The sequence below is a fragment of the Agreia sp. Leaf210 genome (genome assembly GCF_001421485.1).
Taxonomy (GTDB): Bacteria; Actinomycetota; Actinomycetes; order Actinomycetales; family Microbacteriaceae; genus Agreia.
Genome location: NZ_LMKK01000005.1, coordinates 1 through 25,163, shown reverse-complemented (window position 1 = coordinate 25,163; position 25,163 = coordinate 1). Strand labels below are relative to the sequence as shown.

The 25,163-nt window shown below is 67.0% G+C and carries 23 protein-coding genes, 1 tRNA gene and 1 pseudogene; 15 read left to right on the top strand and 10 right to left on the bottom strand.

Annotation, left to right across the window (positions count from 1 at the left end):
* Nucleotides 1-28: 28 nt before the first annotated feature.
* Complete coding sequence (locus tag ASE64_RS16660; protein WP_055783311.1) at nt 29-1,252, bottom strand: hypothetical protein; 1,224 nt, start codon at nt 1,250-1,252, stop codon at nt 29-31.
* A complete protein-coding gene (locus ASE64_RS16655; RefSeq protein ID WP_055783309.1) occupies nt 1,253-1,753 on the bottom strand; it encodes a MarR family winged helix-turn-helix transcriptional regulator in 501 nt (166 codons plus the stop codon).
* Nucleotides 1,754-1,835: 82 nt separating this feature from the next.
* On the opposite strand from ASE64_RS16655, the gene ASE64_RS16650 reads away from it, so the two are divergent.
* From ASE64_RS16650 to ASE64_RS16635, 4 genes are all read left to right on the top strand, one after another.
* Nucleotides 1,836-1,907: transfer RNA gene (locus tag ASE64_RS16650), tRNA-Gln, on the top strand.
* A 176-nt stretch (nt 1,908-2,083) separates the two neighbouring features.
* Nucleotides 2,084-3,718, top strand: a complete 1,635-nt coding sequence (locus tag ASE64_RS16645) for a glycoside hydrolase domain-containing protein (RefSeq protein ID WP_055783306.1) — start codon at nt 2,084-2,086, stop codon at nt 3,716-3,718.
* A gap of 35 nt (nt 3,719-3,753) precedes the next feature.
* Entirely contained in the window at nt 3,754-4,278 is a 525-nt protein-coding gene (locus ASE64_RS16640; protein WP_156352057.1) for a hypothetical protein, read from the top strand.
* Between the two features lie 49 nt (nt 4,279-4,327).
* The gene (locus ASE64_RS16635; protein WP_055783300.1) at nt 4,328-5,266 is read left to right on the top strand and encodes a 5'-3' exonuclease; all 939 of its coding nucleotides are present in this window, start codon (nt 4,328-4,330) and stop codon (nt 5,264-5,266) included.
* Here ASE64_RS16635 and ASE64_RS16630 read toward each other — a convergent pair.
* Genes ASE64_RS16630 through ASE64_RS16620 form a run of 3 tightly spaced genes read right to left on the bottom strand, consistent with a single transcriptional unit; the run spans nt 5,257 to nt 8,079 of the window.
* Nucleotides 5,257-6,159 (bottom strand): NAD(P)H-hydrate dehydratase, encoded by a 903-nt coding sequence (locus ASE64_RS16630; protein ID WP_055783295.1) that lies wholly within the window; start codon nt 6,157-6,159, stop codon nt 5,257-5,259. The two genes, ASE64_RS16635 and ASE64_RS16630, sit on opposite strands and share 10 nt — an antisense overlap.
* Complete coding sequence (locus ASE64_RS16625; RefSeq protein WP_055783293.1) at nt 6,140-6,883, bottom strand: histidine phosphatase family protein; 744 nt, start codon at nt 6,881-6,883, stop codon at nt 6,140-6,142. The genes ASE64_RS16630 and ASE64_RS16625 overlap by 20 nt, the downstream gene beginning before the upstream one ends.
* A 53-nt stretch (nt 6,884-6,936) precedes the next feature.
* The gene (locus tag ASE64_RS16620; protein ID WP_055783289.1) at nt 6,937-8,079 is read right to left on the bottom strand and encodes a zinc-binding alcohol dehydrogenase family protein; all 1,143 of its coding nucleotides are present in this window, start codon (nt 8,077-8,079) and stop codon (nt 6,937-6,939) included.
* Nucleotides 8,080-8,169: 90 nt separating this feature from the next.
* Here ASE64_RS16620 and ASE64_RS16615 point away from each other — a divergent pair, with 90 nt between their 5' ends.
* Entirely contained in the window at nt 8,170-8,736 is a 567-nt protein-coding gene (locus ASE64_RS16615; RefSeq protein WP_055783286.1) for a TetR/AcrR family transcriptional regulator, read from the top strand.
* A 7-nt stretch (nt 8,737-8,743) separates the two neighbouring features.
* On the opposite strand, the gene ASE64_RS16610 is transcribed toward ASE64_RS16615, so the two are convergent.
* Nucleotides 8,744-9,526, bottom strand: coding sequence for an IclR family transcriptional regulator (locus tag ASE64_RS16610; RefSeq protein ID WP_055783283.1), 783 nt, complete (start codon nt 9,524-9,526; stop codon nt 8,744-8,746).
* Between the two features lie 78 nt (nt 9,527-9,604).
* Between ASE64_RS16610 and hutH the strand changes: the two genes are divergently transcribed.
* Complete coding sequence (gene hutH, locus ASE64_RS16605; RefSeq protein WP_055783280.1) at nt 9,605-11,176, top strand: histidine ammonia-lyase; 1,572 nt, start codon at nt 9,605-9,607, stop codon at nt 11,174-11,176.
* A gap of 9 nt (nt 11,177-11,185) precedes the next feature.
* Here hutH and cls read toward each other — a convergent pair whose 3' ends face one another.
* From cls to ASE64_RS16585, 4 genes are all read right to left on the bottom strand, one after another.
* Nucleotides 11,186-12,658, bottom strand: a complete 1,473-nt coding sequence (cls, locus tag ASE64_RS16600) for a cardiolipin synthase (protein WP_055783277.1) — start codon at nt 12,656-12,658, stop codon at nt 11,186-11,188.
* Nucleotides 12,658-13,401 carry a FadR/GntR family transcriptional regulator gene (locus ASE64_RS16595; RefSeq protein WP_055783274.1) on the bottom strand — a complete coding sequence of 248 codons (744 nt, stop codon included), beginning with the start codon at nt 13,399-13,401 and terminating at the stop codon, nt 12,658-12,660. Before ASE64_RS16595 ends, cls begins: the two co-directional genes overlap by 1 nt.
* A 111-nt stretch (nt 13,402-13,512) precedes the next feature.
* Nucleotides 13,513-16,047, bottom strand: coding sequence for an MMPL family transporter (locus ASE64_RS16590; protein WP_055783270.1), 2,535 nt, complete (start codon nt 16,045-16,047; stop codon nt 13,513-13,515).
* A gap of 92 nt (nt 16,048-16,139) precedes the next feature.
* The gene (locus tag ASE64_RS16585; RefSeq protein WP_162234583.1) at nt 16,140-16,772 is read right to left on the bottom strand and encodes a TetR/AcrR family transcriptional regulator; all 633 of its coding nucleotides are present in this window, start codon (nt 16,770-16,772) and stop codon (nt 16,140-16,142) included.
* A 206-nt stretch (nt 16,773-16,978) separates the two neighbouring features.
* Here ASE64_RS16585 and ASE64_RS16580 point away from each other — a divergent pair, with 206 nt between their 5' ends.
* The 9 genes and pseudogenes from ASE64_RS16580 to ASE64_RS16545 all read left to right on the top strand — a co-directional run.
* Entirely contained in the window at nt 16,979-18,379 is a 1,401-nt protein-coding gene (locus tag ASE64_RS16580; RefSeq protein WP_055783264.1) for an MFS transporter, read from the top strand.
* Nucleotides 18,380-18,413: 34 nt separating this feature from the next.
* Complete coding sequence (locus ASE64_RS16575) at nt 18,414-20,144, top strand: dihydroxyacetone kinase family protein (protein ID WP_055783261.1); 1,731 nt, start codon at nt 18,414-18,416, stop codon at nt 20,142-20,144.
* Nucleotides 20,145-20,166: 22 nt separating this feature from the next.
* Nucleotides 20,167-20,637, top strand: coding sequence for a ribose-5-phosphate isomerase (locus ASE64_RS16570; protein ID WP_055783258.1), 471 nt, complete (start codon nt 20,167-20,169; stop codon nt 20,635-20,637).
* A complete protein-coding gene (locus tag ASE64_RS16565) occupies nt 20,637-21,383 on the top strand; it encodes a triose-phosphate isomerase family protein (protein WP_055783255.1) in 747 nt (248 codons plus the stop codon). The genes ASE64_RS16570 and ASE64_RS16565 overlap by 1 nt, the downstream gene beginning before the upstream one ends.
* Nucleotides 21,380-22,180 (top strand): sugar phosphate isomerase/epimerase family protein, encoded by an 801-nt coding sequence (locus ASE64_RS16560; protein ID WP_055783252.1) that lies wholly within the window; start codon nt 21,380-21,382, stop codon nt 22,178-22,180. The genes ASE64_RS16565 and ASE64_RS16560 overlap by 4 nt, the downstream gene beginning before the upstream one ends.
* Nucleotides 22,170-23,006: pseudogene (locus tag ASE64_RS16555) on the top strand (phosphogluconate dehydrogenase C-terminal domain-containing protein); the annotation flags it as partial. The gene ASE64_RS16560 and the pseudogene ASE64_RS16555, both read left to right, overlap by 11 nt.
* Nucleotides 22,998-23,882 carry a siderophore-interacting protein gene (locus ASE64_RS17280; protein ID WP_442853847.1) on the top strand — a complete coding sequence of 295 codons (885 nt, stop codon included), beginning with the start codon at nt 22,998-23,000 and terminating at the stop codon, nt 23,880-23,882. The pseudogene ASE64_RS16555 and the gene ASE64_RS17280, both read left to right, overlap by 9 nt.
* Nucleotides 23,883-23,923: 41 nt before the next feature.
* The gene (locus ASE64_RS17715; protein ID WP_200920268.1) at nt 23,924-24,451 is read left to right on the top strand and encodes a hypothetical protein; all 528 of its coding nucleotides are present in this window, start codon (nt 23,924-23,926) and stop codon (nt 24,449-24,451) included.
* A 170-nt stretch (nt 24,452-24,621) separates the two neighbouring features.
* The coding region (locus ASE64_RS16545) for a DUF222 domain-containing protein (protein WP_156352054.1) at nt 24,622-25,163 on the top strand (542 nt) is incomplete at its 3' end.

Sequence of the window (25,163 nt, the reverse complement as noted above, 5' to 3'; positions counted from 1 at the left end):
AGACGCTCGACACGAGCATCGAACCGACTCAGGGCGTGAGGACGAACACCGTCGCGCAGCCCAGCGGTTCGATGCTCGACGACGTGCCCTCGAGGGGCAGCGCCGCGGCGCACACCCGAACGAGACCCTGCGTTCCGACGGCGGTTCCTCCGTCGAACCCGTGGTCGAGACCCGATAGCGAATGGAATGCCAGGGCGCCCCGCGTCGTCGCCCCGGCCTGCAGAGTCGCGGTCGAGACGCGGCCGGCTGCATCCGTCACGGTGATGCGCACAGAGCTGGATGCGCGCAGCGAGCTGGGATCGATCGCCCAGCCTTTGGCGACGATCCGACCGCGTACGACGGAGACGTCGTCGAGTGAGCCCTGGGTGATCGAGCCGCGCGTCGGATCGCCGAACCACTCGGAGTAGAACCGCCAGAAGTTGAGGTTGCCGAAGGCGCCGCAGGGCGCGTTCGCGTCGCCGGCGATGGCGGCCGCGTTGGGTTGGTACGGCGTGTAGTAGTAGAGGGCGGCCGTCGCGATGTTCTTGAGCGTCACGTCGGCGCTGCCGCAGGATGCATCGGGGTTGTAGCCGATCGGGCTCGGCTGACCGATGGGGCGGCTCGTGAAAAACTCGCTGGTTCCGGGCGGGTTGGAGTAGCGCTTGAGTTGCCACGCGGCCCAGTAGACCTGGTTGTAGAAGCCGGAGTATTCCACGTCGCATGCCGCGGTGTCCGGGCAGGCGTAGCCCGTGGCGAACGAGTAGTCCCCGGCCGTCGGTGCGGGGTTGCGCACCAGCGACTGCTCTTTCTGCACGAGAACGAGCAGGGCCTTCTGGCTGATGCCGCAGGCGAGGCCGACCTTGGCGATGATCTCCGCGCCCGTCTCTGACTCGCGCCCGCCATAAGCGCCACACACGTCGTCGCCTTCACGGGTGACGGTCTTCTGCGTGTAATCGGCGAGGCACACCACTCCGGGGGAGCAGGCGGGAACTTGCTCGTCGAGGAATTCCTGCACTTCGTCGGCGTCGAGGGCGCCGCCGTCGTAGAAGAGTTCGTCGGAGATGATGAAGCCGGGGTCGAAGACGTCGGGAGTTGCCGCCTCGACGAGTCGCGTCGTCGTGTCGGCGACGGCCGTCACGGCCGTCGGGGCGATGGATGCGGCATCCGCTCGCGCGCTGGCCGGGTTCGCCGGGCCGACCGCCGTCGTGACGAAGGCCAAGCCGACGAGGGCGGCAGTGAACAGGGTGAAACGACGAGAGATAAGACGAACCACCTAGTCGAAGTCCACGCTGAGTTTGCGGAGCAGGGTCGCGATGCGCTCCTGGTCGGATGTGCTGAGCCTGCTGAGCAGCTCACCCTCGGCGGTGACGAGCGCGGTGATCGCTCCGTCGACGCGGTCTCGGCCCTCGTCGGTCATCGAGACGAGGATGCCGCGTCCGTCGTGCGGATCCGTGCGGCGCTCGACCAGGCCGCGCCGCGACATCCTGTCTATGCGGTTGGTCATGGTGCCCGAGGAGACGAGCGTCTGCTCGAGCAGCGCCTTGGGGCTGAGCTGGTGCGGTTCGCCCGCTCGGCGGAGGGCCGAGAGCACGTCGAACTCCCACGATTCGAGCTCGCTGGTGGCGAAGGCCGTTCGTCGGGTGCGCTCGAGATGCCTCGAGAGGCGCCAGACCCGCGAGAGCACCTTGAGAGGCGCGAAGTCGAGATCGGGTCGTTCGCGCTCCCACGCGTCGACGATTCCGTCGACGGAATCACGGGGAGTCGCATCTGGCACGCATCCATTATGTGGGCCACGGGCCGTCGGCAGGCTTCGTGTCTGGCAGAATTGGGGAATGCGTGCTCTACGGAGCACGCGGTCCGCCTTGGTGTAATGGCAGCACGACAGCCTTTGGAGCTGTTAGGTCTAGGTTCGAGTCCTGGAGGCGGAGCTTTTCACGTGCACGACGACGGTGTCCCGCCCGCTAGCTGTCTCCTCCCTGTGATTCTGGTGCGATTACCCCCGGCCGGGGGGTCTTCTCCGACGGTCGATCTACCATCAGACGATCGTCTAGTCGACGATGCGCGTCTCGTAGCGCGTCTGACTCGTCACAGGAAGAGGAAAGTCATGGAGATCTCGCGCCGGACCGCTCTGATCGGACTCGCCGCCGCGGCGCCGCTCGTCATGTCGATGATGGAGCCGGAGACGGCGAGCGCCGCCACATCTCAACAGGCGCCGCCCGCGGATGTTCTCGCCGTGCAGCGCTGGTTGAATGCCACATTCGGTGGCCGCGACGGGTGGGTCGCCGTCGCCGAGGATGGCGTCGCCGGACAGGGAACTCTGACCGGCCTCGTGCAGGGTCTGCAGGCACTGCTCGGTATCGCTCCGCTCGTGCCCGCGTTCGGACCCACGACGCTGCAGCGACTGCAACAGCACGGCGAGGTGGGAAGCGAGAGCGGCGCCGATGCCCAGGCGTGGCGCCAGCTCGTGCAGGGCGCGCTCATCTGCCGCGGATTCTCGGGCGTCGCTCTCTCCGGTGTGTGGGATGACACGACGATGCAGGCGGTCGACGGCCTGCGCCGCGCTCTCGGATCGCCGACGAGCGGAGCGACCCTGTCGCCGAATCTGACGAGGGCGCTGCTCACGGTGACCTCGATCTCGCTCGCCGAGGACGGCAGGCAGGAGATCGTGCCGGTGCAGCAATGGCTGAATGGCCAGCACGCAGAACTCCCGGGCGCCACCTACTGCTCGGTGGGCGGGGTCTACGATTCGAGCACACTGATGTCGATCGTTCGCGCGGTGCAGCTGGGTACCGGTCAAGACCCGGCTGCCGCGGATGGCATCTACGGACCGGCCACCGCCCGAGCGTTGAAGGCGACCGACGCGAGCACCGTGGCGATCGGAGTACAGGGATCGTGGGTGCGCCTGGCGAAGGGCCTGCTGATTCTCGGTGGCTCTCTAGTGCCGTTCGACGACACCTTCTCCGCGGGCGATGCCGACGTCCTCACATCCTTCCAGCAGTTCCAGGCACTGGCGCCCGAAGACCAGACGGGGGTCTGCCGATTCCCCACCTGGGCCGCTCTGCTCGTGAGCTACGGCGACGCGGACCGGGCAGTCTCGGGTGCCGATCTGGCGCACAGGCTCGACGCCGGCGGGGCTCAGGCGCTCGCGGCGGCGGGCTACACGACGATCGGGCGCTACCTGACGAATTCCTCGGTCAGCGGCGCGCTCGACAAGAGGATCACGAGAGACGAGGTGTCGGCGATCGCCGGCGCACAGCTGCGGGTCTGGCCCATCTTCGAGGAGGGCGGCGACGAGCTGTCGTGGTTCAACCGAGCCCAGGGAGCCCTCGACGCCCGCTCGGCGGTGGACACCGCCCGCGCGCTCGGTGTGCCCAAGCAGACCACCATCTACTTCGCCGTCGATCTCGATGTGACGCCCGACGACATCACCACGTCGATCACCCCGTATTTCGAGGGCGTGGCGCAGGGGCTGAGCGACACCGGCGACACGTACAAGGCCGGCGTCTACGGATCGCGGTTGGTGTGCTCTCGGATCAGCGGCGCCAGTCTCGCCCATTTCTCGTTCGTGGCGGGCATGTCGTCGGGGTGGGGCGGCAATGAGACCGAGCCCCTGCCCGGCAACTGGGCGTTCAACCAGATCCAGGCGCGACAGGTCACGTCAGCAGGCCAGGCCTTCGACATCGACGCCAATGTGCTGTCGGGTCGAGACGGCGGCATCGGCCCTGAGGAGTGGGACTGAACTTTCGGGGCGCGACCGTCCGCTAGGTTCAGAGCATGAGCGATGCTGACCGATGCGAGGGTGGGCGCGGTGGCAGAACCCGAGGAACGGTGTCGCTCGAGCGGCTCGACGTTCGTGCTCTCGCCCTACTGGGAGTCGGCTGGGCCGCGCTCGGCGTGATCACGGCGGTGATCTTCGCTCTGGTCCTAGCGCCTCTCCTCCCCGATCTTTTTCTGATCGAGCTGACGGGTCGCGGAACCGCATCGTCGTTGGAGGTCGCCACCGACGTCTTCGTGATCGTTCAGCTGGTGTGTGCCGCGCTGACAATGATCGCCAGCATCGTCGCGCTCGTGGTCGGTGCTCGCCATGGCCGTCTCTCGGTGCCCATCAGTGCACTCGTGTCGATCGCCACGCCGCTTGCGATCGCGGTCGTTCTCGTGAACGGGATCATCCCGGCAGGCGGCGACGTCGACCGTGCGGGGCTGGCCTTCCTGGGGATGCTCGGGGGAGCCATCCTGGGAGCGGGGTCGTTCTTCGTCGTCGTCCGGGTGTCCGGGCGGGCAGACGAGACCGCCACGTAGTCGCCCATCGAGAGTCGCCGATCGAGAGTCGTGCGTGCCAAGATCGAGCATGGCCGACCGACTGATGCTGCTCGACACCGCCTCGCTGTACTTCCGCGCGTTCTACGGTGTGCCCGACAAGATCACGAGAAGCGACGGGACGCCGGTCAACGCAGTCCGCGGGTTGCTCGACATGATCGCCCGGCTCACGGTGGAGTTCGAGGCGACCCATCTCATCGCGTGCTGGGACGACAACTGGCGTCCCGGGTGGCGAGTCGATCTGCTTCCGAGCTACAAGGCTCAGCGGGTTGCCGAGAGCGTCGCCAACGGCCCCGACGTCGAAGAGGTGCCGGATGGCCTGACGGCGCAGATCCCGCTCATTCGTGAGGTACTCGAGCTCGCGGGAATCGCGATCGTCGGGGCAGCGGATCACGAGGCCGACGACGTGATCGGCACCTATGCCAGCGGAGCGCGCTCTGCTGTCGACGTCGTCACCGGCGACCGCGATCTGTTCCAGCTGGTCGACGACGCTCATGAGGTGCGTGTGATCTACACCGCGCGGGGAATGAAGAACCTCGAGCTCGTGACCGATGAGGTCATCGTGGGCAAGTATCGCGTGCTGCCCGGCCAGTACGTCGACTACGCGACGCTGCGGGGCGATGCCTCCGACGGGCTTCCCGGAGTGGCCGGCGTGGGGGAGAAGACCGCCGCGACTCTGCTCGGCGAATACGGCTCGCTCGAGTCGGTGCGCGACGCCGCGACGGATGCCGAGAGCACGTTGAGTGCGTCGGTGCGGTCGAAATTGACCGCGGCGAGCGACTACCTCGACGTCGCGCCGAGGGTCGTGAGGGTCGTTCGCGATCTCGATCTGCCGACGCCGGCGAAGGCCGGTGCCCGCTTGTCGGCCGTGACGGGGAAGAAACGAGCCGAGCTCGAGCGCCTGTCGAAGGACTGGAACCTGGGGGGTTCGGTCACACGACTCCTGGCCGCCCTCGACACCTACTCCTGATCCGACGCCCGCTGCGCGTCGGCGAAACTCGCGGTGAGCTCGTCGGCGATCTCGGATGCGAGGAATCCGGTCTCGAATACGCGCTCGGCGAGTCGATCGCCGGCGTGCGAGTGCGCCCACGTTCCCCAGCACGCGGCGCCGACGGGACTCAGCCCTCGGGCGAGCAGGCCTGTGATCGAGCCCGCGAGCACGTCTCCGCTGCCGGACACGCCCAGGCCGGGCCCGCCCTCGGTGACGAGCCACGACGAGCCGTCGGCATCCGCGATGCGGTCGAAGCACGACACCGCCGCCCCGTAGCGCGACGCGACCTCCTCGACGTCGCCCTCGCGCGGCTCGTCGTCGGGCGATCTGCCGAGGAGGATCGAGGCCTCGGTCTTGTTCGGCGTGAGCACGAGTCGACCGGCGAACGGCTCGATGCGGTCGATGAGGCCCGGGAGAACTCCGAGCGCGAACGCATCCAGTACGAGAGTGGTCGAGTCCGTCACATGGGGCAGCAGGGACTCGAGCACGGTGCGCGCCTCCTCGGCGCTGTGCAGGCCAGGCCCGATCAGCACAGCATCAGCCGACTCGAGTTCCGATCGCAGAGCGAAGACCACGCCCTCGCCCACCTGGCCGGAGGAGCTCTCGGGCAGGCCCACGACTCCGGCTTCGGGCAGGGCGACGGATGCTGACGGCGCACGCGACTCGGCGAGGGCGAGGGTGAGCCGTCCTCCGCCCGAGCGCAGGGCCGCGCGACCGGCGAGCAGCACTGCGCCGGGCGACTTGGGTGACCCGCCGACGATGAGGATGCTTCCTCGGTCACGCTTCGACTCGCCGCCCGACGGCAACGGCCAGGTCTGAAGGGACTCCGGGGTGATCGACGGGATCTTCGTGTCAGTGGGCTGGTCGGTCATCCATTCCTCCAGAGTGCGTGGTCACGGGGGCTCCGTCGTCGGAGAGGTGCGCTACATCGTTGACGCTGTCCGCCGTCCAGAAGCCCGCGCCGCTCGGGCGCGACAGGCGGGTGATCGAGGCATTCGCCACGGAGGAGCGCTGCGATGTCTCGAGCAGCTGGGCCTCGGTCATGCCCTCGCAGATGTAGCGAAGAATGAGGATCATCGCGTCGTGGCAGACGATCAGCACTCGCTCGCCATCATCGACCAGGTCGATGTCGGAGAGCACCGACCGCGCTCGCAGTGTCATGTCCGCCCAGGACTCGCCGCCCGGCGGACGGTAGTAGAACTTGCCGAGCCAGCGCCGTCGCTCGGCCTCGAAAGGAAGCCTGGCCTCGAAGCCTCGGGTGGTGAGCAGGTCGGTGATGCCGAGTTCGCGATCGCGCAGGCGCTCGTCGCTTCGTAGCTGAAGACCGATTCCCGATTCGGCGATCGCCCGTTCGCCGGTGCTGGCCGCCCTGATATAGGGAGAGGTCCAGGCGCGGGTCGGTCGGTCGTGGGGCTCGAGGGAACGCAGCCATGCCCCGACCGCCGTTGCCTGGCGCTCTCCGGTCTCGGTGAGAGGCACGTCGGCATCCCGCATGGCGATGTCGATGGTCTCGGCGCCGTCTCGCTCAGCCCGGCTAGCGGCCGCGTTGCCGATGCTCTCGCCGTGCCTGACAAGAAGAAGCTGTGTGGCACCCATCGCTCCACGCTAACGAGAAGCGAAAGGCCCGACGAGCGGTTGACACGGCGGGGTCAGAGCGTGACGACGAACTTCGTGGCCGACGCTCCGCGCCGGAGTGCGTCGAGCGCGGGCTGGATGCTGGTGAGCCCCGATCCGACGATCTCGGCTCGAGGGACGGTCGCGTAGCGGCCTTCGGCGAGCGCGTTCGGAAGGAACTCCTGCCACAGCATTGGCCCCACCTCGTTCGTCATCAACGAGCTGCCCCAGACGAACCTGGCGCGGATGCCGCGGCGCAGGCAGCGTAGCTGCAGGGCTCCCATGCGAGACGCGATCGTCACTCCGAAACGCGCGAGCGACAGCCAGGCTCGAGGTCGACGGGGGAGAGTGCTCATCGAGACGGACGGACTCGCGAGACTGACGCGCCTGCACCCCAGCGCTGAGGCGATGGCCACCGCCGGTTCGGCAGACCCGGTTCCCACGGCGAACACCCCGGCGAGCTGCTCGTCGCGAAGCAGCGCGACGACCTCGCGCACGGCCGACGGGCTGCGGTAGTCGACGACGTGCTGGGCGCCGAGCGCACGCATCCGGTCGTGGTTCTGCGGCGACGCCGTGGCGAGCACCGAGTAGCCGGCGGCGACGGCGAGTTGGATCGCGTTGCTGCCGACGCTCGCCGAACCGCCCCACACGACGACCCACTCGCGCGGTTCTTCGGTGGTGGTCTTCGCCGTCGGATGCCGGAGGCCCAGCTGGTCGGACTGGAAGAGGGCGGAGGCGGCTGTCGAGACCGCGAGCGGCAGCACCACAGCACTCTCGAAGGCCAGGTCGTCGGGGATGGGCGAGGCCAGGTCGGCGCGTACGACCGAGAACAGCTGGAAGCCGCCCTCTGCGGAGTGGTTGCGATTCTTCTCCATGCCCACGGCGTAGGCGATCACTCGATCACCCACCGCGAATCCGGTGACGCCTGCGCCGACCTCGACGACCTCGCCTGCCACGTCTTCACCCAGGATCGAGGGGTGGGGGAGCCACGAGTACATGAGGTTGCCCGTCGACTGCTTGACCTCGTCGAGCGGGTTGACCGCCACGGCGCGATTGCGAATCACGAGCTCTCCGGCGGCAGCCGAGGTGTAGGGCGCGTCGCCGACGGTGAGGTCGGAGTACGGCGCGGTGAGCCAGGCGGCTGAGTTGGTGACAGACACTGAGTTGGTGGCGGACATAGAGACGACCTCGCGTTCTCGATGAGTGATGACATGCAGTGACATCAGAATACACATGATGGCACGGCATGTCATCACTACACTGGTCTTATGGCTCGATGGCAACCGGATGCGCGTGAGCGGCTCGAGCGCGCCGCGTTCGACCTCTTCGTCGAACAGGGTTTCGCTCTGACGACGGTTCCCCAGATCGCCGAGCGCGCAGGCTTATCGACCCGCACCTTCTTTCGTCACTTCGCAGACAAGCGCGATGCGCTCTTCGCCGACGAGCACGCGGTACCCGAGCAGGCGGCACGCATTGTCGCCGAAGCGCCTGCCGGGATCAGCTCGCTGCAGATCGTCGCGAGCGCGTTCGACGCTGTGGCGTCGGCCCAGTTCTCGCGCGAGAAGAGCTATTACCTGGCACGTCACCAGATCATCCAGTCCGACGAGGGTCTGCGGGAGAGGCAGCTGAACACCCAGGCCGCCCTGGTCGAGGCCCTGCGCGTCGGATTCGTGCGGCGCGGAAGCGAGGAGGTCGATGCGCTCTTGGCGGCGCATCTCACGTCCACGGTCTTCAGCGTCTCGATCGGCCGCTGGCTGAGCGCACAGAACACCAAGCCGCTCGCCGATCTGCTGCGCGATACGTTCGACCGGCTGGTCCGCACCGCCACGTCGTGAGTGCGGTTCACACCGGTAACGAGTGGCCGCCTATTCGCCGAGACAGCTCGCGGGCGTGCCGCCTCGTCTCGTCGGCGAGTTCGTCCCAGCTCGCGGCGTCGCGCGAGGCACGGTCGAACGTGACCGCGATCGCCGCAGCGGGCCACCCCGCGTGGTCGACGACCGAGACCGCGATCGACGCGATGCCCGGCGTAATCGTCTCGTCTTCGATCGCGTAGCCCCGGGTGCGGGTCTCGGTCAGCACCCGCCGCAACTGCGAGTAGCTGCGCGGCCCCGCCACCTCGCCCCGGCGCGCGAATGCCCTCTCGTCGGGAAAGAGCGCCCTCACCTGGGCCGCCGGCATCGACGCGAGCATGGCGATCCCGCTCGCCGTGAGATGAGCGGGCAGCCGCACGCCGACGTCGCTGACGAGAGCCGGCCGTCGCGGAGCGCGCTCTTCGATCAGATAGAGCACGTCGCGCCCGTGCGGCACGGCGAGGTGCGCGCTCTCTGCGATGCGGTCGACGAGAAGCGCCAGCACCGGATGGCCCAATCTGGCCAACGGCTCCTGTCTCGCGAAGCCCGAACCGAGCTCGAACGCCGCGATTCCCAGACCGTAACGCCGTGTCTCGGCGACGTGGAGAACGAATCCGGCATCCACCAGCACGGCCAGCAGCTTGTACACCGACGAGCGGGGGAGCGAGAGGTGCGACGCCAGGGTGGCGGCCGGTACGGGTCGGCTCTGCGCCGCCAGGTAGCTGAGGATGCGCAGCGTCGCGCTGGCTGCGGGAACTCCGGTCTCGACTGTCATGCTCAACTGTCTCGCATACGAGACGGTTTTGCTCGATTCGTTCCTCGAACGACGGGTCGCGTGCGGTCGACTGGGCCTATGACCACGCACCTCCTCACCGAACAGCAGATTCCCACCGTCGTGCCCGTCGGCACGGGGGCCATCGGTATCGACGATGTCGTCGCCGTTGCGCGGCGCGGCGCCCAGATCGAGATCGACGATGAGGCCCGGTCCGCCGTGGATGCGAGTCGTGTCATCATCGATGCCCTGGCCGTCGACGTCGCTCCGCACTACGGGATCTCGACGGGCTTCGGCGCCCTCGCATCGACGTTCATCGCCGGCGAGCAGCGCGCGCAGTTGCAACGCAGCCTCGTGCGATCGCACGCGGCGGGGTCGGGCCCCGAGGTCGAGCGCGAGGTGATTCGTGCTCTGATGCTGCTGCGCATCTCGACGCTTCTCACAGGGCGAACGGGAATCCGACTCTCGACCGTCGACAGCTACGTCGCGCTGCTCAATGCCGGAATCACCCCCATCGTGCGGGAGTACGGATCGCTCGGCTGCTCGGGCGACCTGGCTCCTCTCGCGCACTGTGCGCTCGCGTTGATGGGCGAGGGCGAGGTGCGCGACGCCGACGGCGAGCCGATGTCGGCGGCCGCTGCGCTGGCGGCTGCAGGAATCGACCCCGTCGTCCTCGCCGAGAAGGAAGGTTTGGCGCTGATCAACGGTACCGACGGAATGCTCGGCCAACTGAGCCTCGCGATCGACGACCTGCGCATGCTGCTCACCAGCGTCGACATCGCGGCGGCGATGAGCGTCGAAGCGCTGTTGGGCACCGACGCCGTGTTCGCCGCCGATCTGCAGGCCCTGCGACCCCAGCACGGGCAGGCCCTGTCGGCGTCGAATCTGCGTGCGATGCTCGCGGGATCACCGATCGTCGAGAGTCATCGGCCCTCGACGCACACGACCGTGCAGGACGCGTACTCGTTGCGCTGTTCGCCCCAGGTGCACGGTGCCGCTCGCGACACGGTCGACCACGCGGCTCTCGTGGCCGGGCGAGAGCTGGCGTCGGCCGTCGACAATCCTGTCGTCACCGTCGACGGACGGGTCGAATCGAACGGCAACTTCCACGGAGCCCCCGTGGCCTACGTGCTCGACTTTCTCGCCATCGTCGTCGCGGATGTCGCGAGCATGTCGGAGCGCCGCACCGACCGCATGCTCGATCCGGCTCGAAGCCACGGCCTTCCTGCGTTCCTCGCCCACGATGCGGGAGTCGACAGCGGGCTCATGATCGCCCAGTACACGGCGGCCGGCATCGTCTCCGAGCTCAAGCGCCTCGCGGTTCCTTCCTCGGTCGACTCCATCCCCTCGTCCGCCATGCAGGAGGACCATGTCTCGATGGGCTGGGCTGGCGCTCGCAAGCTCCGGACGGCGATCGACGGGCTGAGTCGCGTGGTCGCCATCGAGGTCATGACGGCGTCGCGATCGCTCGATCTGCGTGCTCCGCTCGAGCCCGGTGCGGGCTCCGCCGCCGTGGTCGAGCTCGTGCGCCGCGAGGTCGAGGGGCCGGGGCCCGATCGCTTTCTGTCGCCCGAGATCGAGGCCGTCGCATCCCTCGTTCGCCGTGGCGCCGTACGCGAGGCGGCCGAGTCGCGACTCGGCCCGCTGAACTGAGTCGGTGCTTTACTGCACCGACGCCGTGAGGCGGGCGACCGTGTCGAGAGCCTGGGCGACGGCGGGGCGGGCGATCCACTGCTCGAGCGTGATCTCTCGTGACTTCTCGCGGTAGCCGTCTTCGATTTCGCGCAACTGCTCGACGAACGAGGAGCTGCGGACCATGAGCGAGACCTCGAAGTTGAGGCTGAACGAGCGCATGTCCATGTTGCTCGATCCGACGACGGCCACGTCGTCGTCGACCGTGAAGTGCTTCGAGTGCAGAACCGTCGGTTCCTGGTAGAGGAAGATGCGCACGCCGGAACGCAGCAGCGTCTCGTAGTACGAGCGTTGAGCGTGGTAGACCACGTACTGGTCTGCCACGGCGCAGGCGAAGAGCTGCACGTCGACGCCGCGCTCGGCGGCGGTGGTGATGGCGTAGAGCATCGAATCGTCGGGCACGAAGTACGGGCTCGCGATGATCAGGCGCTCCTGCGCTCCATAGACCAGGGCGTTGAAGAGACGCAGGTTGTTCTCTCCGTCGAATCCCGGCCCGCTCGGAACCACCTGGCACTCGATGCTGTCGGGTGACGCGACGGGTATGGCACGCGAGTCGTCGGCCTCGACGATATCGCCCGTCTCGCTATACCAGTCGGTGACGAACAGCGCGTCGAGGCCCAGGGCCGCCGGGCCCTCGAGCCGCACCATCAGGTCTTTCCATCTGAGACCGCGGCGGATGTTTCCGCGCTTGTTGTAGCTGGCGTCGATCATGTTCTGTGACCCCGTGAACGCGATGTGGCCGTCGATGACCACGATCTTGCGGTGGTTGCGTAGATCCGGGCGACGCCAGTTTCCCTGCCACGGGCGGAACGGGAGCATCTCCTCGAAGGGGATCCCGCTCTCGCGGAGCCACGCGCGTGTCGAGCGTCCCCGCGGATTGCGCATAGTCGCCCAGTGGTCGTAGAGCACGCGAACGGTGACTCCGCGGTCGTGGGCCGCTTTCAGGGCGTCGAAAAATGCGATGGTCGTGTCGTCGCGCCCCAGAATGTAAAACTCGACGTGCACGTACTGGGTTGCGGATGCGACGGCGTCGGTCATCGCCCCAATCGACGCCTCGTAGTCGGGCAGCAGGGTCGCCGTGTTGCCGGCGATGAGGGGCATCGCGCCGAGGGTGCGATTGAGATGCACGACCGAGCCGAACCACGCGGGTTCGGTGATCGTGGTCTGGGCGCTGTCGAAGGGACCGGCGGCGTCGAGGATGAACGCGTTCACCTCGCGCTGTTTGTCGCGTCGGTCTTTCGGCAGACGAGAACTGCCGAGCAGCACATAGAGGAGGCTGCCCGGGATGGGGGAGATGAAGATCGCGAGCAGCCATGCCATGGCCGAGCTCGGGCGCCGATTGCGGGGAACCGTCACGACGGCCCCGATGCGGATGAGGATGTCGACCACCAGGATGATGGTCGGGAACACCTTGAGGATCGATCGCCAGGTCGTTCTGGCCATCAGGCAGCCGGCAGGGTTCTGAGCAGTCGCTCGGTCGCCGTCACCATGTGCGAGCGCATCGCTGCTGCCGCGGCCGCCGGGTCGCGCGAGAGCAGGGCGTCGTGCACGGCCGCGTGCTCGTCGTAGGCCTGGTCTGCATCGCCGGAATCGTGCAGGCCACGCTCGACCCAGATGCGCAGAAGCGAACGGATGCTCTGCAGCAGGGTGACGAGCACCGAGTTGTCGACTCCCCGCGCGATCTCGAGGTGGAACTTGAGGTCGGCCTCGATGAAGCGGGTGTGATTGTCGCCCGCCTCCTTCATCGCCGCGAGGTGCTGACCGAGTCGCTTCAATGCCTCATCGGGCATACGCACTGCCGCGAGCTCGGTCGCGAAGACCTCGAGCGCTCCGCGCACCTCGATCAATTCTCGTGTTCGCGGTTCGCCGAGCATGAGTCCCCAGCTGAGGGTCTCGGGTAGGAGCTCCGATGCGGAGCCGCGAAGATACGTTCCGCTGCCGGGCCGGACATCGACGATTCCCAGGATCTCGAGCGCGGCGAGCGCCTCGCGTACGGCCGACCGACCGATTCCCAGGGCCGTGGCCAGCTGTCGTTCGGGTGGGAGTCGCGTGCCCGGCGCGATGTCGCCGCCCATAAAGAGGTCGAGCAGACGCTTCGCTACCGCGGAGACGGCGGTGCCGCTGGCGACGGAACTCAACGAGGCGCTGATCTCGTCGGTTGCGGGGCGATCGGGAAATGCGGGCACAGGCTCAGATTACCAATGTGTCGGGGCCGGGTTCTGTAGTGGATCGACGTCGACCACGAGAAAGCCCCGCCGCCGCCCGTGCGGGCGGGCGGCGGGGCTTGTTCGTGTGCGCTACGCGGTCGGCGCCTCGGCGTGCTTCGGCCCGGAGGCCTCGTGAGCTTCGCTCGGGTGCTTGCGCTGCAGCGATGCGCCTTCGACATCGACATCCGGCAGGATGCGGTCGAGCCACTTCGGCAGCCACCAGGCCGACTTGCCCAGCAGGTGCATGACCGCCGGGATGATCAGCAGTCGCACGACGAATGCATCGAGCAGCACGCCGAGACCGAGGCCGAGACCGATCGACTGGATCATGACCGAGTTCGAGAAGACGAATCCGCCGAACACGCTGGTCATGATCAGCGCGGCGGCGATGACCACCGTGCGCCCGGCATGAACACCGCGCTGCACCGCCAGCCTGGCCGGTGAGCCATGCGCATACGACTCGCGCATGCCGCTCACCAGGAACAGCTGGTAGTCCATCGCCAGGCCGAACAGCACACCGACGACGAGGATCGGAAGGAAGCTCAGGATGGGACCCGGGTCATGCACGCCGAATACCGGAGCCAGCCAACCCCACTGGAACACCGCGGTGATACCGCCGAATGCCGCGAACAGAGACAGCACGAAGCCGGCTGTCGCCGTGATCGGCACGAGGATCGACCTGAACACGAGGATCAGGATGATCAGCGAGAGGCCCACCACGACGGTGAGATAGAGCGGCAGTGCAGCGGCGAGTTTCTCGCTCACATCGATGTTGCCCGAGGCGTTGCCGGCGACGCCCAGCTCAGCGACGCCATCGATGTCGAGGCCGCGGAGGTCGCGCACCAGCTGCTCGGTGGACTCGCTGGTGGGCCCCTCCTTGGGTACCACCTGGAATGCCAGAAGCAGGTCGTCGTCGCTGGCGCCGATCGGTGCGACCGCGACGACGTCGTTCTCGGCCTTCAACAGGGTGCCGATACGCACCTGCTCGCTCACGAGCTGGTCGTCGGTGATCGCCTTGTCGAGGTCGGCGACGACGATCAGCGGTCCGTTGACTCCGGCGCCGAACTTGTCGTCGACCAGCTTGTACGCCTTGTAGGCGCTGGAGTCGACCGGCTCGGACGATCCGGCGGGAAGTCCCAATCGCATCGAGAGCGCGGGCAGGGCCACGATGAGCAGCACGGCGATTCCGGCCACCACGGTGACCGCGGCGCGCAGGGTGTTCATCGGCTTGTTCGGAACCCGGGCCTGGTGATCGGTGTGGCCGACCTTGGCGCGGGCCTTCTTGGTGAGGATGCGCATGCCGGCCAGTCTCAGCACGGCCGGTGTCAGCGTGATCGCGATGAGGATGGCCACGAAGACGCAGACCGCTCCCACCGTTCCCATGAGCCCGAGGAACGGGATGCCCGTGAGGTTGAGCGCCAACAGAGCGATCAGCACGGTCGAGCCGGCGAAGACCACGGCGTTGCCGGAGGTTCCGTTGGCCAGCCCGATGGACTCCTGCAGCTCGAGACCCGAGCGAAGTTGCGTTCGGTGTCGGTTGAGGATGAAGAGCGAATAGTCGATGCCGACGGCGAGACCGAGCATCACGCCGAGCACGGGGGTGACCGAGAGCATGGTGACGGTGCCCGACAGGGCGAGGGATGCGAGGACGCCCACGCCCACGCCGATAATCGCGTTGATCAGCGGCAGGCTTGCGCCGATCAGGGTGCCGAGCATGACGAACAGCACGATGGCCGCGAAGATCACGCCACCGATCTCGCCCGGGCCGAGAACTTCGGGGATGGTCGCGGCGATGTCATTCGACACCTCGACGGAGACGCCGTCGATCTTGGCGTCGTTCATCGTCTCGACCACGGCCTCCTTGGCCTCGGCCGGAACGAGGTTGAGCGACTTGTCGAACTGCACGGTGCCGACGGCGGTCGTATCGTCGGAGGAGACCTGGCGGATGTTGGAGGCGAGGTCCAGTAGCTTCGAACCCTCCTCGAGGGTCGCGCTCTGAGTCTCGAGCTCGGTCCGCCCCGAGTCGATGGCGGCCTGCTGCGAGGTCAGTTCGGCGTTGCCGGCGTCGAGCTGAGCCTGCTGTGCGTCGAGCTGCGGCTGCGCGGCCGCCAGCTGTCCTGCTGCCTCGGCCTGCGCTCTCGCCTGATCGAGCTGCTGCTGACCCGTCGCCGCCTGGCTCTTGGCCGCGTCGAGCTGAGCCTGGCCGGCGTCGAGCTTCGCTTTGCCGTCGGCGATCTGCTGGCGGCCGTCGGTGACCTTCTGGGCCTGCCCGTCGATCTGCGCCTGGGTGTCGAACGGATTGGTCGTCGACTTCACATCGTCGAGTGACTTCGCCTTGGTGAGCAGGTCTCCGATGGCCGTCTTCTGCTCGTCGGTGAAGGCCGAGTCATCGGTGGTCGTGAAGACCACGGTGCCGCGTCCTCCGCTGGCGGAGGGGAACTTCTCCGAGAGCTCGTCGCTCACCTTCTGCGTTGCCGTACCCGGAATGCTCACGGCCGAGGTGAGCGTGCCGCCGAACACCGCAAAGGCGGCGCCCGCCAGACCGAGAATCACCACCCACGCAACGATGACGAGCCACGCTCGTCGGGCAGAGAACCGACCGAGTCGGTAGAGAAGGGATGCCATGTTCCTCAGCTTCTTTCTGAAATGAGCGGTGACGGGGAGGGAATCTCACGTCGCATCGTTGGGAAGAGAGAGGGGGAGGGTGTGTGCGGAACTCAGCTGGGGGCGGAGTATCCGTCGCGGACGATTGCGATGAAGCGGTCGAGGACGCTGTCCCAGAGGCTGCGCGATGCGAGATCGAGTGTGCCGCCGGACTGGATCATCCAGTGTCGCGCCACCACGGCAATGCCGTTCATCAGCGTGCTCACCAGGATCGAGACTTCGAATTCGTCGACTCCGCTGCGCCGGGCGAGTTCCACGGTGAGGTCCTCGGTCGATCGAAGGAAGACGCCGTCCGCATTCTGGGTGCGTGTGTCGTCTCCATCGAGGAGCCCGAAGAAGTAGGAGACCAGGCCAGGCAGGTCCATGGCCTTCATCGCCGTGGTGACCTCATCGAACAGGTGCACGCGGCTTCCATGGCTCGAGGGAGTCACGCTCGCGACGGTGAGGAACTCATCGACGGCACGATTGAGTGTGCGGGTACAGCTCGTCATGATCACGTCGTCGAGCGACGAGAAGTGGTTGAAGACGGTGCGACGGGCGATGTCTGCGCGCTCGGCGAGCTCATCGACGCTGAACCGCGCCTTGCCCCTGTCGAGGATGAGGGAGTCGGCGGCGTCGAGAATCGCCTCACGGTGCCGCGCCTTCAATTCGGCGCGTCGGTCCAACGCAATCGGCTCGCTACTCACGGTCGTTACACTACGTGCAACGACGCACTGAGTGCAATCGTCCCGGGCTTGTTTGGCGAACTCCCAGATATCTTCGTCTCCCTCATTGTCTTGCGCGGCTGCTCGCGAGCGCGCTATGGTTGTCGAATTGGTCAACCGGTTGTCAGCGCTCACGTATTCGTTGGGACGGCAGTGAGGCCGAGATTGACATGACAAAGGAGTTATCAATGACCACGGCCCGCGCCGAGACCACCGTCTCTGCAATCGAGAAATCGACGATCAAGAAGGTCGCCTGGCGACTCGTTCCCTTCGTCGCATTCATGTTCTTCATCAACTACCTCGACAGGTCGGCAATTGGCTTCGCCGCGCCGAACGGCATGAACGACGACCTCGCTCTGACCGTGACGCAGGTCGGCTTCGCCTCCGGAGTCTTCTTCATCGGATACATCCTGCTCGAGGTGCCGTCGAACCTGGCTCTCGCCCGCTTCGGCGCTCGCCGCTGGCTCTCGCGCATCATGGTCACCTGGGGAATCGTCGCGGTTCTCTTCACCTGGGTGGGAAACTTCGAACAGCTGGCCATCCTCCGCTTCATCCTGGGTGTGGCCGAGGCCGGATTCTTCCCCGGAGCCATCCTGTTCCTCAGCCTGTGGGTTCCCGCACGGCACCGCGGCAAGATCCTGGCACTCTTCTACTTGGCTCAGCCGCTGACCACGGTGATCGGCGCACCCCTCGCCGGTCTGCTCATCGGTGCGGACGGTCTGTTCGGCCTCGAGGGATGGCGCGTGATGTTCCTCGGCGTCGGCCTGCCGGCCATCGTCATCGGCGTCGTGGCCTGGTTCTACCTGAAAGACAAGCCCAGCGACGCCAAGTGGCTCACCAAAGAAGAGCAGGTCTGGCTCACCGAGGAACTCGCTGCTGAGAAGACCAAGACAGAGTCGCTGAGCGCCGTCACCGGTGGCAAGCAGCGCGGCGGCTTCATGCAGGCCTTCACCAGCGGTCGCGTCTGGGTGCTCGCCTTCATCTACTTCGGGTTCATCTACGGCCTCTACACGCTCGCCTTCTTCCTGCCGACGATCATCAACGGCTTCCAGGAGCTCTACGGCACCGAGTACAACGTCTTCGAGAAGGGCCTCATCACGGCCGTTCCCTACATCCCGGCGGCCATCGCCCTGTGGCTCTGGACCAAGGACGTCTCGAAGCGCGGCCTGAAGACGTGGCACATCGCCGGCCCCGCCGTGATCGGTGCCCTCACGATTCCTCTGGCGCTCTTCGCCGGATCGCCGGTGGCCACGATCGCCGTCATCGCGATCACGGCTATGGCCATCTTCGCCGTGCTCCCCAACTTCTGGACGCTTCCCACCCAGTTCCTCACCGGAGTCGCGGCGGCTGCGGGTGTCGCCCTGATCAACACCGTCGGAAACCTCGCCGGATTCGGCGCCCCGTACATCACGGGTGCCGTCGCCGACATGACGAAGGACTCCTCAGGAGAACCGCAGTACTTCGTTCCGATGGCCATCGTGGGCTTCTTCCTGTTGCTGTCCGCCGTTCTGATGGTCGTGCTCTCGCGCCGGGGAAAGAAGGACGGCTCCTTCAACCCCGACGCGAAGGCGCCGGCGATCGTCCATTGACCGCACCGATGTCCAGAATCTCAGGAGCTCTCAGATGACCCGCCTCTTCAACGATCCGACCGAATTCGCCGATGAGATGATCGACGGTTTCGTCGCCGCCAACGCCGACAAGGTCCGCCGAGTCGCTGGTGGAGTGGTTCGGAGCACCCGCACCCCGGACGGCACGGTCGCGCTCGTCATCGGAGGCGGCTCGGGCCACTACCCGGCCTTCGGCGGAATCGTGGGACAGGGACTTGCTCACGGCGCGGCCATGGGCAACCTGTTTGCGTCTCCCTCTGCCCAGCAGGTCGAGTCGGTGGCCACCGCCGCGAATCGTGGGGGAGGAGTGCTGCTCAGCTACGGCAACTACGCCGGAGACGTGCTGCACTTCACTCAGGCCGAGCAGAAGTTGAATGCCGCGGGCATCCCGACGCGCACCGTCGTGGTGACCGACGACATCTCCTCTGCTCCTGTCTCGGAGAAGCACAAGCGACGCGGCATCGCGGGCGACGTGACCGTCTTCAAGGCGGCGGCCGCGGCAGCCGAAGAGGGCTACTCGCTCGACGAGGTCGTGCGTGTCGCCGCATTGGCGAACGAACGCACGCGTTCCGTCGGTGTCGCGTTCTCGGGTTGCACCCTTCCCGGCGCCGACGCGCCCCTCTTCTCCGTTCCCGAGGGGCGCATGGCCGTGGGCATGGGAATCCACGGCGAGCCGGGCATCGACGAGACCGACGTGCCCACGGCCGATGAGCTGGCCACCCTGTTCGTCGACGCGCTGCTCGCCGAGTTGCCCGACGGCATCCACTCGCCCGAGGGTCACCGGGTCGGCGTGATCCTCAACGGTCTCGGATCGGTGAAGTATGAGGAGCTGTTCGTCGTCTACCGTCACGTCGCCGCCCTGCTCGACAGGGCCGGTCTCGAGGTCGTCGACCCCGAGGTCGGTGAACTGGTCACGAGCTTCGATATGGCCGGGGCGTCGCTCACGCTGTTCTGGCTCGACGACGAACTCGAACGATTCTGGCGTGCTCCGGCCGATACGCCGGCGTACCGCAAGGGCTCCGTCGGCGCCGTGCAGCAGCTCGACCCGAGTGAGGTGATGGCTGCCGAGGCGGTCGTCATTCCCGAGGCCGATGACGCGTCGAAGCGCGCTGCCGGCTTTGTCGCCCGAGCGATCGAGGCGATCGAGCGGGTCGTCGACGACAATGCCGACGAGCTCGGTCGAATCGACGCGGTGGCCGGAGACGGCGATCACGGCATCGGGATGCAGAGGGGCGCGCGAGCCGCGTCTGCCGCAGCATCGGAGGCGCTCGCGCTGGGTGCCGGCGCAAAAACACTGCTGGAGCTGGCCGCGAGTGCGTGGGCGAACAAGGCCGGTGGCACGTCCGGCGCTCTCTGGGGCGTCGCGCTCTCCGCGGTCGGTGAGGCCCTCGGAGACGAGGGCTCGCCCTCCGCCGCCACGGTCTCGACCGGAGTCGCGGCAGCCGTCGACGGCATCATGTCGTTCGGCAAGGCCGAGGTGGGCGACAAGACGATGGTCGACGCCCTCGTACCCTTCCGGGACACTCTCGCGCGAGAGGTCGACGGGAACGCCACGCTGGCGGATGCTTGGAGAAGTGCGGCCGACGCAGCAACGGCAGCCGCGGCAGCGACGGCCGATCTGCTTCCACGCATGGGCCGCGCTCGTCCGCACGCGGAGAAGAGCCTCGGCACCGTAGACGCAGGCGCCTATTCGTTCGGTCTCATCGTGCACGCCATCGCCGACACACTCGTCGACGAGACCGCCTAACCGTCACCACTGAAGGAGAGAAATGACTGACAAGCTCCGCATCGTCATCGGTTGCGATGACGCTGGATTCGATTACAAGGAGATTCTGAAGAAGGATCTCGAGAAGAGCGATCTCGTCGAGAGCGTCACCGACATCGGTGTCGACTCGTCCGGGCACACCGCCTATCCCAAGATCGGCGTCGCCGCCGGCGAGCTGGTTGCGGCCGGCGAGGCCGACCGCGCGCTCCTCTTCTGCGGAACGGGAATCGGTGTCGCCATGGCTGCCGGCAAAGTCGCGGGAATCCGCGCATCCGTCGCCCATGACAGCTTCTCGGTCGAGCGACTGATTCTGAGCAACAACGCGCAGGTGCTCACCATGGGCCAGCGCGTCATCGGAATCGAGCTCGCCCGCCGCCTCGTTCGCGAGTGGCTCACCTACCGCTTCGACGAATCGAGCGCCAGCGCCGAGAAGGTCGCCGTGCTCTCGGAGTACGAGGCAACGGGCTCCTGCTGATGCCCGTCCCCACCCTCGTCGGTGTGAGCCTGAAGATGTATTTCGGGCACGCGCAGACTCTCGATTGGATCGCGAGGGTCGCCGAACTCGCACGCCGCCACCCGGCGGTGCAGAACGGCACCGTCGAGGTCTTCGTCATTCCCGGATTCGTGTCGCTCGCCGCCAGCGTCAGCGCACTCGACGACACGCCTGTGGTCGTCGGTGCGCAAGACGTGGCGACGGAGGATGCGGGAGCGTTCACCGGCGAGGTCAGCGGGGTCGAACTGTTCGAGGTCGGTGCGCGCGTCGTCGAGGTGGGGCATGCGGAGCGCCGCGCTCTCTTCGGCGAGACAGACGAGATCGTGTCCGCCAAGACTGCCGCTGCTCTGCGCAACGGCCTCACCCCCGTGCTGTGCGTCGGCGAGAAGACGCGCAGCACCGCTGAGATTGCGGCGGTCGAGTGTCTTCGCCAGCTCGATTCGGCCCTCGAGGGTGCGCCCGACGGTCGCGTGATCGTTGCCTACGAGCCGGTGTGGGCCATCGGCGCGGCCGAGCCGGCCGAACCGGCGTACGTCGGTGCCGTCTGCGCCCGGCTGCATGCAGCCGTTGCCGACCGCCCGAGCAGCGCCGTCATCTACGGTGGCAGTGCCGGCCCGGGGCTGCTCACCGAGCTCGGCGACGACGTCGGCGGCATCTTCCTCGGCCGGTTCGCGCACGACACGGATGCGTTGGGGCGCGTTCTCGACGAGGCCGGGGCCCGTCGATGATCGGCCTCGGATCGTATGCCTTCTTCTGGCAGCACTCGGAGCTGGCGCCGCAGCGCCTCGACGCCTTCGACATGCTCCGCCGCACGGCGGAGCTGAAGGTCGAACTCTTTCAGTTCTGCGACTACGCGCCGATCGAAGACCTGAGCGACGCCGACCTCGCTCGGCTGGCGGGGTTCGCGCGCGACAACGGCATCGCGATCGAACTCGGCACGAAGGGCGTCGAACCCGAGCATCTCGAGAAATATCTCGACCTCGCGGCCGCGCTCGACGCATCCGTCGTTCGCAGCATGCTGTATTCGCCGACCTCGCGGCCCACCCTGGCCGAAGCCGATGCGCAGCTGCGCGAGGCTCTCGTCGCCTACGGCGACGCGGGCATCGACCTCGCGCTCGAGACCTACGAGCAGGTCTCATCGACCGACCTGGTGTCGCTGGTCGAGAGCATCGGTCATTCGCGGCTCGGCATCTGTCTCGACCCGGCCAACAGTGTGGCCGCGCTCGAGAATCCGCGCGACGTCATCGACCGCACCGCGCCCTACGTCAAGAACATCCACGTCAAGGACTTCGCCTTCACGCGGCGCGGCGGCTGGGTGGGATTCACCCTCGAGGGCGCGCCACTGGGTACGGGGCTCCTCGACTACGACTATCTGCTCGAGACCGTTCGTCCGAACGAGCGCGGCATCAACCAGGTCATCGAACACTGGCTTCCCCTGGCCGACACCGTCGACGAGACGATTCGGCTGGAGAACGACTGGAACGACCACAACCTCGCATATCTAAGGAGCAAGAATGTCTACTGACAACCTCACCATCGCCGTCATCGGCGCCGGCGGCAAGATGGGCATGCGGGTGTCCAACAACCTCGTCAAGACCGACTACACCGTCTACTACAGCGAGGTCTCGCCGGCGGGCCAGGAGCGGGTCACCGCGACCGGTCGGGTGTTGACCGACACCCCGGATGCGGTCAAGGATGCCGACGTCGTCGTGCTCGCCGTTCCCGACCTCGCGCTCAAGGCCGTCTCGGCCGACGTCGTGCCGCAGATGAAGAGCGGGGCGATCGTTCTGACCCTCGATCCGGCCGCCGCCTACGCCGGGCTCCTGACGCGCCGCGACGACGTGATCGAGGCCGTCACCCACCCGTGCCACCCGTCGATCTTCGTCGAGCGTCACACCCCTGAGGAGTACGCCGACACCTTCGGAGGGATCGCCGCACTGCAAGACGCGATCGCCGCGATCGAGAGCGACGACGAGACGAAGAAGACGCAGGTCGAGCAGGTCGTGCGTGCCATCTTCGCTCCGGTCGGCGACGTGCACTGGACGACGGTGAAGCAGCTCGCCCAGCTCGAACCCACCCTGGTCGAGACCATCGCGTGCATGATCGGCGCCCTGCTCAAGGAGTCGCTCGACGAGGCCGTCAACACGATGGGTGTTCCCGAGCCTGCCGCCCGCGCCATCCTGCTCGGGCACACGCAGGTCGCTCTGGCGAACACGCTCAAGGGAGACAACCCGTTCAGCGACGCCTGCCTCATCGCGATGGACTACGGCCGCGGCGCCATCATCAAGGAGGACTGGAAGAAGGTTTTCAGCGACGAGGAGCTCGACAAGAACCTCGCCAAGATGCTGCACAAGCGGGCGACGACTCCACTCGGGGTCGTCGCCCGCTTCTGTTTGTTAGGCTTACCTAACTTGCTGTCGAAGTTAGGTTGTCTGATGTCTGTCACCGCCCCCGCCCCTGGCGCACGTAAGCCTCGCGCGCAGATCGCGCTCACCGTTCTGCGCTCGGAACGGTTGACGCCCCACCTCGTTCGAGTCGTTCTCGGCGGCGCGGGATTCGACGAGTTCGAGAACAACGACAAGACCGATAAGTACGTGAAGATCCTCTTCACCGGCTCGGATGGGCACGATGTGACCCGCACGTACACGGTGCGCGAGGTGAATGCGGTCGAGAAGTCCATCTCGATCGATTTCGTCGTGCACGGTGACGAGGGTCTCGCCGGCCCCTGGGCTGCAGCCGCCCAGCCGGGCGACACCGCCGTCATCTCCGGCCCGGGCGGGGGCTACGCGCCCGATCCTTCGGCCGACTGGCATCTGCTCGTCGGCGATGAGTCGGCCCTCCCCGCGATCGCGTCGGCTCTGGATGCTCTTCCTGCCTCAGCGCAGGGTGTCGCGTTCATCGAGACGTACTCCGATGCCGATGTGCTCGAGCTCCGCTCGCCCGCCGGCGTCGACGTGCGCTGGCTCTTCCGCGGCGATCGCCTGGCGGGGGAGGCGACCCTCCTCGCTGACGCCGTGTCGCAGCATCCGTGGGCCGACGGACGCGTGCAGGTGTTCGCTCACGGGGAGCGCGGGGCGATGAAGCAGCTGCGCGACGTGTTCAAACAACGCGGAGTCACTCGGGCGCAGCTCTCGCTCTCGGGCTACTGGGCCTTCGGCCGCACAGAAGACAGATTCCAGGCCGAGAAGCGAGAGCCCGTCGGCGTGATCGAGCCCGTCTCTGAATAACAACGCGTGACGATCGGCACCGGGGTGTGCAGAATGAACTCATGACCCACGCCTCGCGCCGACCGCGACTCGCCCTTCTCGTATTCACGGTGGTGCTTGGCCTCACGGCCTGTGTTCCCGCCCCTGCTCCCGCACCGACCGTCACGGTCACGCAGAGCGCTCCCGCCATCACCGTGACTCCGACACCCACACCGTCACCGACGCCTCCTCCGGCTGCCGCACCCGAGCCCGCGCCCGCGCCGGAGCCGCCGGCTCCACCGGCACCACCTGTGCCGCCGAACGCGATGGGCGGGCAGACCGACGGGGGCAATACGGCGACGACGCCCTTGGTCAGCGACTCGGGATCGCAGCCCTTCGCCACGGGGGCGGTCGTGCCGCTCAGCGACTACGAGTACAGCTACACCGTGGCCAACCAGGATCAGGTGCTGGCGATCGCGTCGCGGTTCAATCTGCAGGTCGACGACGTCGTCAGAGTGAACTTCCGCTGTTCGGACTACCTCGAGGTGCAGCCCGGCGACGTGCTCGACATTCGCTGGCCCCTCGACTCCGAGCAGATCGGCGGCTGCTGACGCGGTCGGTCTGGCGCGGTCGGGCTGTGTGGTCGGGCTGGCGCGGTCGGGCTGTGTGACTATTCCTCCACAGGGCGCATTTCTTCGGAGTTATCCACCGCAATATCCCCTGATCAAGTATTGATTCTTTGTTTCGACCCAGTGTCGGTGGCTGCTGTTTGACTTCTCGTATGACATCAACGATCCCGCTCCTCGAGCCCGACCCTTATGTGGTCGCGCTCGAAGAGGTCGCCGCCCTTGACAGGCAGATAGCAGCGCTGTCTGCGGTCAGGGCCAGACGCGTCACTGACGCGAGAAACCACCTGCACAGGCAGGCACCATCAGACACTTCGACGGGTGGGCCGGTCTGGTCGACGGCCCGGGTCGAGAGGGTCGAGCTCGTCACCGAACTGGCCCAGTTCACCCGTCGAACGGAGTACCGGGCCGCGACCCTCGTCGACACGAGCAACGCGCTGGTCGACTTGCTGCCGGCAACGCTGGCTGCCGTTGCTGCGGGTGCGTTGTCGTGGGAGCATGCCGAGGTCATCGCGAAGCATTCCGACGGCCTCGAGGGAGATGCGTTGGTGTCGTATGACGCCCGGCTTGCGGCGCTGGCGGCGGAGGTGAACCCGAAGCAGCTCGACCGCAAGGCGAGAGCGCAGGTCGAGCTCTCCCAACCGTCCACCGCGGTCGAACGGGCCGAGAAAGCAGCGGCCACCCGCCGCATCTATGT

Bases quoted from the DNA above. Each gene is read 5' to 3' on its own strand.
- ASE64_RS16645 (WP_055783306.1), top strand. From the start codon at position 2,084: ATGGAGATCTCGCGCCGGACCGCTCTGATCGGACTCGCCGCCGCGGCG.
- ASE64_RS16640 (WP_156352057.1), top strand. From the start codon at position 3,754: ATGAGCGATGCTGACCGATGCGAGGGTGGGCGCGGTGGCAGAACCCGA.
- ASE64_RS16635 (WP_055783300.1), top strand. From the start codon at position 4,328: ATGGCCGACCGACTGATGCTGCTCGACACCGCCTCGCTGTACTTCCGC.
- ASE64_RS16630 (WP_055783295.1), bottom strand. From the start codon at position 6,159: ATGACCGACCAGCCCACTGACACGAAGATCCCGTCGATCACCCCGGAG.
- ASE64_RS16625 (WP_055783293.1), bottom strand. From the start codon at position 6,883: ATGGGTGCCACACAGCTTCTTCTTGTCAGGCACGGCGAGAGCATCGGC.
- ASE64_RS16620 (WP_055783289.1), bottom strand. From the start codon at position 8,079: ATGTCCGCCACCAACTCAGTGTCTGTCACCAACTCAGCCGCCTGGCTC.
- ASE64_RS16615 (WP_055783286.1), top strand. From the start codon at position 8,170: ATGGCTCGATGGCAACCGGATGCGCGTGAGCGGCTCGAGCGCGCCGCG.
- ASE64_RS16610 (WP_055783283.1), bottom strand. From the start codon at position 9,526: ATGACAGTCGAGACCGGAGTTCCCGCAGCCAGCGCGACGCTGCGCATC.
- hutH (WP_055783280.1), top strand. From the start codon at position 9,605: ATGACCACGCACCTCCTCACCGAACAGCAGATTCCCACCGTCGTGCCC.
- cls (WP_055783277.1), bottom strand. From the start codon at position 12,658: ATGGCCAGAACGACCTGGCGATCGATCCTCAAGGTGTTCCCGACCATC.
- ASE64_RS16590 (WP_055783270.1), bottom strand. From the start codon at position 16,047: ATGGCATCCCTTCTCTACCGACTCGGTCGGTTCTCTGCCCGACGAGCG.
- ASE64_RS16580 (WP_055783264.1), top strand. From the start codon at position 16,979: ATGACCACGGCCCGCGCCGAGACCACCGTCTCTGCAATCGAGAAATCG.
- ASE64_RS16575 (WP_055783261.1), top strand. From the start codon at position 18,414: ATGACCCGCCTCTTCAACGATCCGACCGAATTCGCCGATGAGATGATC.
- ASE64_RS16570 (WP_055783258.1), top strand. From the start codon at position 20,167: ATGACTGACAAGCTCCGCATCGTCATCGGTTGCGATGACGCTGGATTC.
- ASE64_RS16565 (WP_055783255.1), top strand. From the start codon at position 20,637: ATGCCCGTCCCCACCCTCGTCGGTGTGAGCCTGAAGATGTATTTCGGG.
- ASE64_RS16560 (WP_055783252.1), top strand. From the start codon at position 21,380: ATGATCGGCCTCGGATCGTATGCCTTCTTCTGGCAGCACTCGGAGCTG.
- ASE64_RS17280 (WP_442853847.1), top strand. From the start codon at position 22,998: ATGCTGCACAAGCGGGCGACGACTCCACTCGGGGTCGTCGCCCGCTTC.
- ASE64_RS17715 (WP_200920268.1), top strand. From the start codon at position 23,924: ATGACCCACGCCTCGCGCCGACCGCGACTCGCCCTTCTCGTATTCACG.